The organism is Streptomyces sp. iso_384, assembly GCF_056172905.1.
Map to the genome: position 1 here is coordinate 53416 of NZ_JBWBTT010000016.1, position 11502 is coordinate 64917.

An 11502-nucleotide genomic window follows, 5' to 3' on the forward strand; every position below is an offset into this window, starting at 1 on the left:
CAACCGCCGGCTGTGACTCCGCGCGCCCCCGGCGGGCGGCTGGTGCGCGGCGCGGCGCTGCACCGACGATGACTCACGGTTCAGACGGTCCGTCATCCGACGGCCCGTCATCCGACGGTCCGTCATGAGCCGAAGGCCGGGGTGCCCCGGCCTCACTCGTGCCCCGGGTCCGCCGGTCGGCGGACCCGCGTCTTCCGGAAGGACATCCGTGTCACAACGATTAACCACCCTGCTGCGCCTGCTGGTGCCGACGGTGCTCGCCGCAGGCGTCATCGTGCCGCTCTCGGCAGGCGCCGCCTCCGCCGCGCAGCCCATATGCCTGAGCGGCACTCTTCAGTTCGACTACCAGTCCGCCGAGGCGGGCACCGCCAAGCCGACCCTGACCAGGGCCGCCCGCAACGCCTCGGTCGAGCTCTGGGGTCGGGAGAGATCGACCGACATCGAGCAGAAGCTGAACGCCGGCACCCAGCTCACCGGTGCGGCTAACGGCTCGTTCAACCTCTGCTACACCCCGGTCAACACCACCTCGATGGACCGCCTGTACGTGCGCTTCGCCACCCGCAACAACCAGGTGTGGCGGGTCGCCAACGCCTCCGGCACGGTCTACACCCACAACACGCCGACGCAGACGAACGTATCGGCGAACGTCAACCTGGGTACCGTCAAACCCATCACGGCGGCCCGTGCCTGGCACGCCTTCGACACCGTCAACCTGCTCTGGTCGCGCCGGGCCAACTCGACGACCCCGTGCTGGACGACCGCCGAGGCGAACGCCGCGACCTGCACCACGCTGACGCTGCGCTGGCAGGCCGGGTCCTCCGACGGCCCGTGGTACGACCTGTCCAACACTGTGCATCTGGCGGATGCCGACCCGGACTCCGAGCACACCGTGCTCCACGAGTCGGGCCACTTCTTCCAGCACAAGCTGTACAACGGCACGTTCCCGAATGTCACCAACTGTAACCCGCACTACATCGAGAAGGTGTCGTCCGCCACCTGCGCCTGGACCGAGGGCTTCGCCGACGCGGTAGCCGCCTATCTGCTGGGCGACGAGCGCTACGTGTGGCCAGACGGCTCGTCCTACCCGTTCACCGCCGCTGCGGGCTGGCAGACCGGCGACCACGTACAGGGCAACATCGGCGCCTCGCTGCTCCAGCTGTGGAACCAGGTGGACGGCAGCTGGGACCGCTCCATCACCACCCTGGCCTCGCACACGCCCGCGACCTTCGCCGACTGGTTCAAGAACGTGCGCCCGACGGCCGTTCCGCCGCTGTCCACCACCGGCGCCGCGTTGACCGCGCTGGACTCACGCGCCATCAACTACGGCCCCACGGTGGTGGGTGACAACGCCTACCACGCGCTCAGCAACGGCGGCGGCGTCGCCCTGCAGCGCGGCGGGACCTGCAGCGGCGGCATCCCGTCCGTGGCCGAGTTCGCCGCTCTGGACACCTCCCGGGCCTCGCAGCGCTGGAAGTTCACCTCCAACAGCGACGGCACCGCACGGATCTACGACAGCTGCCCAGTTCCGCTCTACCTGACCGCACCGACCACCGCCGGCGGCCAGGCGTCCCTGCAGCCCCTCTACCTCGGTACCGCCAACCAACGCTGGCAGGTGACCCAGAACGCCGTCGGCACGTACACCCTGACCAACCCGGCCACCGGCTTCGTCCTGGACGGCAACGCGACCGCCGGCCAGGCGGTCACCGCCAACACCGCTTCCGCCGGCACGCCCAGCCAGAACTGGGCCTCGGTGTTCTCCATCTCCTGAGAAGGTGCCCTGCCGGGTGCTCTGGCAGCGAGCCGACGTTCCGCCGTTCGGTCAGCATGGTCATCGGACAACCCGGTTTCCAGGTCACTCTCCTGGGTGAAGGCCGAGGCGGCGAGCACGCTCTCCAGGCCATGACCCGGTAGCCCCTGGCCCTGCCGGGGCCGGCAGTGCTCAACCAGCTGATGGCTGCCGCGAGCGCTGCTGTTCCTCCCTGTCTCCCCAGCGGGGCAGGGAGGAACACGGAAGGCGGCGCTGTCTCAGCCCACCGGCACCCATCCGGTATCCGCGCCGGTGTCGTAGATCCCCTAGGCCTCAACTTTGACCGTGTCGCCCGATCGGCTGCCTGCTGACGACGAACTATCCCACACCTCGCTGATCATGAGGTGTTGCGACGACGGATTGAATCCGCCCCCGAGTCTCCCGGCCGCAAGGATCAGCGGCTTGTACGGGGTCAGGGCCTCGAGGTGAGGGGCGATCAGCGCGGCGTGGGTGGCAAGCGCCCCGGCCGCGAGCATCCCGCACAGCGCGAGGTAGGCCAGCGCCTCCAGCGCCGGGCGACGGCCCGAGGGCGCGGCCTCCAACGCCTCCAGGGCCGACGCCTTCTCCTCCTCCCCCTCCCCCTCCTCCTTCGCCTTCTCCACCACCTGGGCGACGGCGGCGGCCCGCTTGGTGTAGGCGGCGAACGGTGTGCCGGCGGCTGCCCGACTGAGGTCGATGCTTGGCCTCCATCTGGCTTCCTCCTCCTGCGCGGTCGTTTCGGCCGTGCGACGCTCCGTCACGAGGACCCCGGTCTACAGCGGCGCACCAGCCCCCGGTATCCGCGCCGCGCGCCCGGGGTCTGCCCCCGAAACGGAACGGAGCGCATCATGCCCAGGACCCCCGTCGCCACTGCGGCCAGGACCTCCATCGCCCTGGCAGTTCTGACCGTCGCAGCACTCTCCGCCACCGCACCGCTGGCGTCCGCCCACGAGGCGCCGCCCTCCAGCAGCCTCTCCGCCCGGGCCCGTGCTGGGCTGCCGGCCACCGGGTCAGCGGGCCCGGCCGCCACCGAAGCGGCCGGGGGAGAGCGGGCGCGGTCCGCCCTGGTGCAGGCAGCCCTGCCCCGGGTGCTGGCCGGTGTGGCTGCGCTGGACGAGCCGCTCCTCAGCCTTGCGTCACTTCTGGAGTCCGGGGAGCGGCTTTCCGAGCTCGCCCGGATCCTCCCTCTGGAAGCGTCCACCTTCTACCTGTGGCTGACGAATGAGGACAAGGCCGTCCTCAAAGAGATTGCCTCCCACGCCGGTGACTACGCGAACGAGGACGAACTGCTGCAGGCCCTCAAGGAGAAGTCGCCCAGGCTGTACGAGAAGGCGGTCGAGCTACGCGACCTCGTCAAGGCGAAGATCGACTCCCTTGCACCTGAGGCGAAGACGTTCGTTGAATCGGTCATCGAGAAGGTCCGGTCCCTCAAGCCCAAGGCGGATGAAGAGCTTGATCCGGAGAAGGTCCGGGAGGCGGTTCAGGCCACCGTGGAACAGTTCAGGGCACTGTCCGCTGAGGCAAAGAGCGACCTCACGAGGACCTCTCCCATTCTGACCTCGCTGATCGTCCTCCCTCCGTCCCCGGGATCGGTTCAGGCTCGTTGACGGTCGTCGTTCCGCAGCGGCGGGGCGGTTTGGCGTGATGGCCAGCCAGCAGGCGAGCGCGCTCTGCAGGTGGGCGTGGGGCCCGTCGAGCAGGCCGGTTGCCCGGGTGTGGAGGACCTGGTCGGTGTCGACGATCCCGTGTGGCAGGGCCCGCAAGGAGACCCTTCCCGCCCGCAGGGAGGTGTTCGGCCGAGGTGCGGCATAAGTTGGTATTCAGGAGCATTCAGAACGCTTGAGATTCGTGCCGTGACCAACGCCGAGTTTCAGGGCGGCGTGCAGGTGCCCGGTGTCCGCATCGAGGCCCACGCCCGTCACCTGCGCGGCGAGTTCGAGCCCGGCAGTAGCGAGACGGAGCTCGAGGGCCCGGTCAGCTGCGCTCCCGCCCCGATCGCGGGCAGCCGACTGCATCTTCGTCCGCGCTCGTCTACGCGGTGGGATCGAGCGGGACGATGCCTGTGGCGGTGTACAGGTCGGGGACCAAGGACAGGACGGTGACCGGCTCGCCTTCACGGGTCGCGCTCCAGGCGATGGCTGCCGCGTGCGCGACCGGCCACTCAACGTCGGGCCAGGAGTGGTCGAGTACGGCAGTCAGGTTCACGCGGCGCGGTCCTGGTGGTTGCGGATCTTCGCCCAGGCGTCCTGACCGGCCTGCTGGACCTGCTCGGTGAACTCGACGCCGAGCTCGCGGGCGGCCTCGGCGGCGCGCTGCTCGCGCTCGGTGGCGGTGAGCTCCTTCGACGCGAGTTCCTCGATCAGATCGGTGATCGTCGTACCGCGCTCTTCCGCCAGGAGCCGCAGCCGGTCACGGACGGCCTCGCTGGTTTCGATGCTCGTCGGTTTGCTCGTACCGGAGATTCTACCGCCGGTAGAATCTCCTGGGGAGGTCACGTACTGCCGACGTCACGGATCTTGCGGGACACCATGGCCAAGTAGGACACCAGGTCGTGGCCTGGCCAGTTGCGGGAAGCTACCTCACCCCGTGGGGCGCCCGCCGGATCCGCTCAAGTTCCCCTTCCGGCCCTCTCTTCCGACCCTCTGCTTCCTGTGATCGCGGCGCGTGGCGCCGTGGAAGGCGCCTGTCGTGTTCCGGACCTACCTGCTGCCCGTCGAGGCCGCAATGACGCTGTTCCCGCTCCTCGCCGCTCTGATCCTGTCTCCCGCGGCGGTCCACGGTTATCGCCGCCGGGGGCGGGCCGGAGGCTGGCCGGTCCTGGTCTTCTACAGCTTCGTGTTCTACCTGCTGGCCGCGGTGCTGCAGACCGTCATGCCGCTCCCGGCGGACACCGACGCGCACTGCGCCACGATCCGGTACGCGGAGAGCCCGCAGCTCCAGCCGTTCGCCTTCCACACCCGTATCGCCTCCGCCTCCGGCGGCGACTGGTCCGTGAGCACCCTGGCCGGACTCGGCTCCACCTGGACCACGCTCCTCAACGCCGTACTCCTGCTTCCGCTCGGCGTCTACCTGCGCTACTACTTCCGGCAGCGGCTGCTCCCCGCGACGGTCGTATCCTTGGCCACCTCGCTGTTCTTCGAGACCACCCAGTACACAGGTCTGTGGTTCGTCTACGCCTGCCCCTACCGGCAGTTCAACGTCGACGACCTGAGCCTCAACACCGCCGGCGCCATCGCTGGCTGGCTGATCGCCGGGCCCCTGGCCCGTGCGCTGCCCGCCAACGACCCCGACCGCGAACGCACCCGCTACGGGCATCGCGTCACCCTCACCCGCCGCGCCCTGGCCTTCCTCACCGACCTCGCCGGCTGGCTCGTCGTCTGGACCCTGACCACCGGTCTCCTGGCCGTCGCCACCGACTGGCCCACCGGCCGCCGCTACGCACTCCCCGCGGGCGCCGCCCTCGGATTCGTGTGGTTCTGGATCCTGCCGGTCATCTTCGCCACCACCCCCGGGAAACGCGCCGTACTCCTGCGCCTGGCCCGGCCCGACGGCAGCAGGCCGGGGCTCTGGCGGATGACCGCACGCGCCTGGACCCGCTACTCACCCCTCGCCCTCGCCTGGCTGGCCATCGCCCACCACACCGGAACCCTCACCCTCCCCGACCGGGCGGGTGCTCTCCTGCCGTACGTGGCCCTGCTCGCGGCCGTGGTCGTCTGGGGTTCCCCGCCGCTGGTCGTCATGCTCCGGCGCGACCGGCGTGCCTGGTACGAGCGCTGGTTCGACGTCCTCAACCACCCCACCCCGGACATGCCCTCGCGCTCTCCGGCGCGGACACCTTTCCCTGCGGGGAGCCCGGAGATTCCCGCTCCCGCCCCGGCACCCAGCCGGCGGGCGAACAGCGTGGAGACCGGCACCGCGCAGGAGCCGGATCGCTCTCCGTGAGAGGACTCGCCACCGGGCGGAGGCCGCCTGGGAGATCCGCTGGTTCACCCCGCTCGTCGAGACCAACCTGTGCGGCCATGCCACATTGGCCACGGCGCACACACTACGCCGGGAGCGAGGAACTGACGGAGCGCTGCGCTTCCGCAGCCGCTACAGCGGCATCCTCACCGCGCACACACAGGCGGACGGCAGCATCACCCTCGACTTCCCGGCCGCACCCGGCACCCAAGCCCCCGTACCGGAAGGCCTGTCGGAGGCTCTGGGAGAGAGGCCGGAGGCCACCTTCCGCACCGGTGCGCTCCGCGATCTGTTGACGGTCCTGCCCGACGAGGCCACCGTCCGGGCCGTGACCAGGGGCCTGCCGATCAATAAATCGTCGATCTTGGTGGGGATTACGGGAGAGTGGGGTCGTGCCCGGCGATCGCGGCGAGTTGTTGTGCCGTGGTCACGGTGAGGGCGCCGGCCGGGACCTTGTGCCCGAGCGCGGTGAGCACGGGGGCGACCTCCTGGAGGGCCGCGCCGATTCTGCTCTTGGCCAGGCTGGTCGCCTCGGCGAGAACGGCGTTCGTCATGGACCAGCGCCGCCTGAGGAGGAAGACGACAAGCTGGTCGGAGACGGAGAGCCGTCTGCCGCCGGCGCTGGGGCCGCCGTCGCGGCGTTTCCCGGGCAGGAAGATCGGCGTGTGCTCGGTACGCCAGGCTCGGTAGCGAACGGCGAGATCGTCAAAGGCGGCGGGCTCGAGTCCGGTGAGGCTGGGGTGCCGCAGCCAGGCGGGGAGCTTGTCCCCGGCGGGAAAGCGCCCGAACTCGGCGCTGGGCGGTGGCGGTTCAGGAGCAAGCGGTTCGGGGCGCAACGTGTAGTTCCACGTGCCGTGCCACTCGTGCGGCGTCAGGGGCAGGCGCTCCATGACGGTGTCAGGGACGGTGACGCCCATAGGCGAAATCGGCGAGGTCCTTCTTCCAGGCACGCACACGGTAGCCGTTGGAGCCTCCGGCGTCGGCGGTGACCAACAGGCGAGAAGCGTGCGGGTAGCGGCGGCGCCCCTCACCGTTCCACCAGCGGCGCAAAGTGGCCACCGCTAAGGCAGAGGTGTCCCCGTCGCAGCCCACCGACACCCAGCCGGTATCCGCGCCGATGTCGTAGATCCCGTACGGCACCGCTTTCTGGGCACCCTTCTCGGGGAAGTCGTGCGCGCGGACCTGCACCGGCTGCCCGGCGCGATGCCATTCGCGTCCGATGACCGCGTAGTTGCCCAGCGTCTCCTTCTTCTTGGCATCCACGCTGATGACCGGCTGCCCGTCTGCGAGGTACTCGGTGACCTGGTCGTTGATGTAGCGTAACTGGGCGTCCCGGTCCGGATGCCGGGCGCCCTCGGTGGTCCTTGAGGTGCCTTGCAGGGAGAAGCCCTCCGCCTTCGACAGCGTGGCCACCGTGTCCGAAGCGACCCGGTGCCCCTGGCGCGTCAGCTCGGCCGCCAGATTCCGGGTGGACCTCACCGTCCACAGCAGCGGAGATTCCGGGTCGCCGCGCTGGTCCGGCTCGACCAACGCCAGCAACGCGGGCACCAGCCCCGGATCGGCCTCCCTCAAGGGCTTCCGACCCGCGCCCGGTGCCCGGACCCGGCCAGCGGGTTCCTCCGCGCGCTCCAGCTCCAGCTTCCCGCGCGACACCGTGGACTCCGCCACCCCGGCCGCTCCAGCCACCATGCGGATCCCGCCGTGGCCCAGAACGCGAGCCGCGGCGCCCAGCGCCAGGCGCTGCTGGCGCTCATCGAGATGCGGCAGCAACAGCCCGAACGCATCCACCAGCTCCGCCTTCGTCCCCTCCGACACCCCTGCATCCTACGACCCAACAGCCCACGAAAACCGAAGAGTTATTGATCGGCAGGTCCCAGGGCTTCGGCGTAGTCGCATGACGTCCGGTTCGTGATCATCCGGGGCCGAGGAGTGTGAGGGGGCGGCGAGGGTCGCGGGCATTGTGGCGGAGGCCGGCCGCGATGTTCTTCACTCCGGCCGTGCGGAGGGCTCCGATGGCGAGGTTGCGCCAGGTGGCCACCGCGCGGGGCGCGTTGCCGGTCCGCAGCTGGGAGGCGTCCTCGGCGAAGGTGGCGTAGCGGACATGGTGCAGGGCCTCGCTCTTCCAGTGATCGCGGACGAGTTGGGCGAGGTGGGCCGCGGTGGCCCGCTCGGCGGTCGGGCTGGTGACGGCGTAGACCGTCTTGACGGTGGTCTTGTCGGTCTTGCGGTCGGTACGCCGGCGCTTGATCTGAACGGCCTGGCGGGCTCCGGGGAAGAGGAGGCTGTTGACGGTGGTGACCTTGATCCGGCGGATCTCCGAGCGGCCGTGGCCGATGCCCCGGGTGCGTCCCTGAAGCGGGATGTCTTTCCAGGGAAGGGATTTCAGCTGGCGGCGCAGCTTTTTCTGGTTGCCCTTGACGATCACGATGTAGTGCGCGCCCTGAGCCAGGAGGTAGTCGGCGTGCTCGCGCTGGGTGTGCATCGCGTCGCTGGTGACTACGGTTCCTGCCAGGCCGGCGACGGTGTCCAGCAGCGGCTGGAAGCAGGTGATCGCGTTCGCTTTTTCGCCGACGTCCAGCTGGGCCAAGACCAGGCCGGTGGCGTGCTCCAGTGCGGCGAGCAGGTGGATTTTGCGGCCCTTCGCTTTGGCCGCGCCGCGCAGACTCTTGCCGTCCACTGCGAGGCCGCGCAGCCCGGTCGCCTTCGGGCGTCGGTCGGCGAGCCAGCGTCCGACCGCCCGGTCCAGTGCGTCGCCGTCGATGCGGACCAGCAGTCGGCGGACCGTGGTCTCGGCGGGCAGGACCACGCCTGGGCAGAAGCGGATCGGGGTCGGCGCCGACCTGTTCCAGTAGACACCCCGGGGCATCGGCGATCCATTCACCGACCGCCAAGCAGCGAGGTCGCTCCGGCCAGCACCGCGCACGCAGGGAGAGCGAGTACGACGGCCAGGCGGTGGCGCACCCCGCGTGGGTCACGCGGGTCGGGCACCTCGGCCAGCTGCTCCACAGGTTGAAAGAGGATCAGTCAGTCAGCGAGCCGGTGAAGATCTGCCACGCCAGGAGTGACTTCGCCACGAGGCTGAGGACCAGGTAGGCCTTTTCACCGTATGCGTAGACGGACCACCGGCCGACTCCGCGGTACTGGAGCCACTGGTTGAGACCGAAGCTGAAGAAGAGGACGGCCTGGACGAGAACGATTCCGTACACGAAGCCGGGGACGGCCTCGGCCGCGACGATGTTATACGCGATCGAGACCCACGGCGTGACGCCGACCAGCGCCCCGAACCAGAACGGCAGCATCCTGGTCCTCGCCCGCCCCGGCGGGTTCATCACTTCCTCGAGCCAGCCGAAGAGAATCATCCCGACGTTGGCGCCGACGACGGCGATGACGGCATTGATGCTGGTAATGCCCGAGTAGAAGCCGATGAGGAGCACCATCAGAGTCGCGCTCAGCGCGTACTCCAGCCACCGGAAACGGTTGATGCCACGACTGAGATCGCGTTCGTAGATGCCGCGGTACACCGTCGCCGTCAGCAGGTGGTCCACTGCCGCGAGGGTGAGGAAGGCGGCGACGGCCCAGCCGATCGGCACGTCGAACAATGCTTCCGGGGCGGGCGCTGCCGTTCCCGGTGGCCCGGGAACGGAGGAGGTAACGGTGATCGAGAAGCTTCCGGCGAGCAGGACGATGGCCGTGGCTTGGAGCAGGTGCAGCAGCGTGAGCCCCAGGTTCCACCTGCGGAGCCCTGCGAGGCGCTCGGCGGTGACACCTGTGGCCACCGATGTGCCGTCCTCTCGCTTCACAGTTCCTCCCCAGTGGCCGGCGCCGCGGTACGTCAGCATGGTCGTACCCGTCCGGCCGGGAATCACGGCATTCACGCCACCGCCCCGCCGGAAAGTCGCCCGAGTGGCGCCCGTAAAGTCGCCCCGCTGGTCTCCGGACGGCCCGTGGACCCTCCCCACCGAGATCTCCCCCGGGACCGTGTGGCTGCGAGTTGCGGTTGCGCAACGGCACGGAAGTGATCACGGCTGATTCCATCGATGGCCCACATCCGCAGCCGGTTGTAGACGCCTCGCCAGTTGCCGTAACGGCGCGATTCGCGCCCACTGCGCGTCAGCCAACGGCACACACGAACAACGACCGGGGGCTGGGACTGTAAAACGTTCGGCTCTGTCCCACATTCGGTGGTGACTCTGCGTGGTGTTATCCGAGGAGGATGCGGTGGCGAAGGAGGGTGAAGCCTGCTCGTCCGCGCATCTGGCGGGCAATCCGCTTGGTCTTGGTGTTGACGCCCTCGGTCGGTCCGTTGCTGTACGGGAGTGTGAATGCGGCGATCACAGCGTCGCGGTCTCGCTCGAGACCGCGGGTGAAGGCGTGCAGATACGGCAGATCGGCCGCGCGGACCTGGGCGACCCATGGGTCGAGTGCATCAGCGTTTTCTGGCTGAGGCTTCAGAAGTAGAGCGAAGATCCTGATGTAGGTTGCCAGTTGGGTCAACTCGGGGCAGGCGGAGGTGAGTCGGGCCAGGAGGTCGTGGTGCTCGGCCTTGGTTGATGTCCTTGTGCAGGAGGTTGAGGCAGCCCGTGAAGCCAAGGGCCTTGGTCTCGCTCAGGACGGCTTCGCACAGTGCCACAAATGCCAGCGGTCACCGACCTGCACTGCGTCGGGCAGAGCGCGGCGGATGGCCTCTGCGTAGGTCGCCGAGCCGTCACGGCACACGATCTCGACGCCCGGGTGCTTGCGCAGCCAGGCTTCCAAGGTGTCAGCCGTGCGGTCGGGCAGGACGTCGATCCGCTCATGGGTCTCGGCGTCGATCACCACAGTGGCATAGCGGTGGCGCCGGCGCAGAGCGAAATCGTCGACGCCGATCACGCGGGGCACCCGTCCCGTGGGCAACGGGATCCGCAACAGGGCACGCAGAGCCGTGTGACGCGACAGACCTCCCGCGAGTATCGCCAGCACGCGCGCCCCTGCCCGGCCCGCTAACTCCTTGACTACCGCCTTGACCTGCGCGGTCAGGCGGGTGGTGCGTCGCTTATAACGCTCCAGCACCCCGGGCACCTGCTCGCGGAAGGTGTGACGGCAGCCGTGTGGGGGACAGACCAGACGCCGCACCCGTACGCGGACCACCACTCGTCGGCCGTCGACCGGTACGTCGGCCACGGTCCGCCAGTGATAACCGTGGACACGCCCCGACGACGCCCCGCACACCGGGCAGGGCGCGGTCTTCTGCGGAGTCCGCGCCCTCACCACGACCCGCTCACCCTCGGCGACCACATCCTCAATGACCAGCGGAGATATCCCCGAAAAGACCATCTGCACAAGCTGGTTGACATCCATCACATCGATATCAACGACCCTTCACCACACAGAGTCACCACCGAATGTGAGACAGAGCCGCTCGTTTGACAGACCCAGCAGGGTGAGGTCTACCGCCTCGGCACCGGTAGCCCCGCGGTGAACACCGCGTCGGGTAGCTACAGCTTCCTCGCCGATGACATGGACGGTCAGTCACGCAGTGGAACGGCCGATGTCGGAGCGGACGAACTGTCCACCGGCACCGTGGTCCACAAGCCGCTCAACTCCGCCGACGTCGGAATCAGCGCCCCCTGACAGGGCCGGAGCAGCTCTGCCCGCCACACCTCGAGGTATGGCGGGCAGTCACCGATTCGAACCGGCACGCACACCCTCGCCTTCGGGAGGTCTCCAACAAGTTGCCGAGCACCAGAGCGCACGTCGTCGGCGCGCAGGTCGACGGC

General features: G+C 69.1%; 10 protein-coding genes and 3 pseudogenes. 5 read left to right on the forward strand and 8 right to left on the reverse strand.

Annotated features, from left to right (window positions below):
• The first annotated feature begins 208 nt into the window (after positions 1-208).
• Entirely contained in the window at positions 209-1768 is a 1560-nt protein-coding gene (locus AC0VY3_RS36595; RefSeq protein ID WP_475551848.1) for an RICIN domain-containing protein, read from the forward strand.
• Positions 1769-2073: 305 nt separating this feature from the next.
• Here AC0VY3_RS36595 and AC0VY3_RS36600 read toward each other — a convergent pair whose 3' ends face one another.
• Positions 2074-2547 (reverse strand): hypothetical protein, encoded by a 474-nt coding sequence (locus AC0VY3_RS36600; protein WP_181010982.1) that lies wholly within the window; start codon positions 2545-2547, stop codon positions 2074-2076.
• Between the two features lie 87 nt (positions 2548-2634).
• Here AC0VY3_RS36600 and AC0VY3_RS36605 point away from each other — a divergent pair, with 87 nt between their 5' ends.
• Positions 2635-3393, forward strand: a complete 759-nt coding sequence (locus tag AC0VY3_RS36605; protein WP_103510804.1) for a hypothetical protein — start codon at positions 2635-2637, stop codon at positions 3391-3393.
• 424 nt (positions 3394-3817) lie between these two features.
• Here AC0VY3_RS36605 and AC0VY3_RS36610 read toward each other — a convergent pair whose 3' ends face one another.
• Together AC0VY3_RS36610 and AC0VY3_RS36615 are read right to left on the reverse strand one after the other, a co-directional pair.
• Entirely contained in the window at positions 3818-3991 is a 174-nt protein-coding gene (locus AC0VY3_RS36610; RefSeq protein ID WP_181010981.1) for a PIN domain-containing protein, read from the reverse strand.
• A complete protein-coding gene (locus AC0VY3_RS36615) occupies positions 3988-4281 on the reverse strand; it encodes a hypothetical protein (RefSeq protein WP_475551849.1) in 294 nt (97 codons plus the stop codon). The genes AC0VY3_RS36610 and AC0VY3_RS36615 overlap by 4 nt, the downstream gene beginning before the upstream one ends.
• A 193-nt stretch (positions 4282-4474) precedes the next feature.
• Here AC0VY3_RS36615 and AC0VY3_RS36620 point away from each other — a divergent pair, with 193 nt between their 5' ends.
• Both AC0VY3_RS36620 and AC0VY3_RS36625 read left to right on the forward strand, forming a co-directional pair.
• Positions 4475-5728, forward strand: a complete 1254-nt coding sequence (locus tag AC0VY3_RS36620) for a VanZ family protein (RefSeq protein WP_103510801.1) — start codon at positions 4475-4477, stop codon at positions 5726-5728.
• Positions 5715-6182: a PhzF family phenazine biosynthesis protein gene (locus AC0VY3_RS36625; RefSeq protein WP_475551950.1), complete on the forward strand. Its 468-nt coding sequence runs from the start codon at positions 5715-5717 to the stop codon at positions 6180-6182. The genes AC0VY3_RS36620 and AC0VY3_RS36625 overlap by 14 nt, the downstream gene beginning before the upstream one ends.
• Here AC0VY3_RS36625 and AC0VY3_RS36630 read toward each other — a convergent pair.
• From AC0VY3_RS36630 to AC0VY3_RS36650, 5 genes and pseudogenes are all read right to left on the reverse strand, one after another.
• A pseudogene (locus AC0VY3_RS36630) lies at positions 6121-7534 on the reverse strand (ISAzo13 family transposase). The gene AC0VY3_RS36625 and the pseudogene AC0VY3_RS36630 overlap by 62 nt on opposite strands.
• Positions 7535-7817: 283 nt before the next feature.
• A pseudogene (locus tag AC0VY3_RS36635) lies at positions 7818-8612 on the reverse strand (ISAs1 family transposase); the annotation flags it as partial.
• Between the two features lie 11 nt (positions 8613-8623).
• Complete coding sequence (locus AC0VY3_RS36640; protein ID WP_475551850.1) at positions 8624-8752, reverse strand: transposase family protein; 129 nt, start codon at positions 8750-8752, stop codon at positions 8624-8626.
• A 14-nt stretch (positions 8753-8766) separates the two neighbouring features.
• Entirely contained in the window at positions 8767-9546 is a 780-nt protein-coding gene (gene heR, locus AC0VY3_RS36645; RefSeq protein ID WP_258047272.1) for a heliorhodopsin HeR, read from the reverse strand.
• Positions 9547-9946: 400 nt separating this feature from the next.
• A pseudogene (locus tag AC0VY3_RS36650) lies at positions 9947-11083 on the reverse strand (ISL3 family transposase).
• A 117-nt stretch (positions 11084-11200) separates the two neighbouring features.
• Here AC0VY3_RS36650 and AC0VY3_RS36655 point away from each other — a divergent pair.
• Positions 11201-11356, forward strand: a complete 156-nt coding sequence (locus AC0VY3_RS36655; protein WP_181010980.1) for a hypothetical protein — start codon at positions 11201-11203, stop codon at positions 11354-11356.
• Positions 11357-11502: the final 146 nt, after the last annotated feature.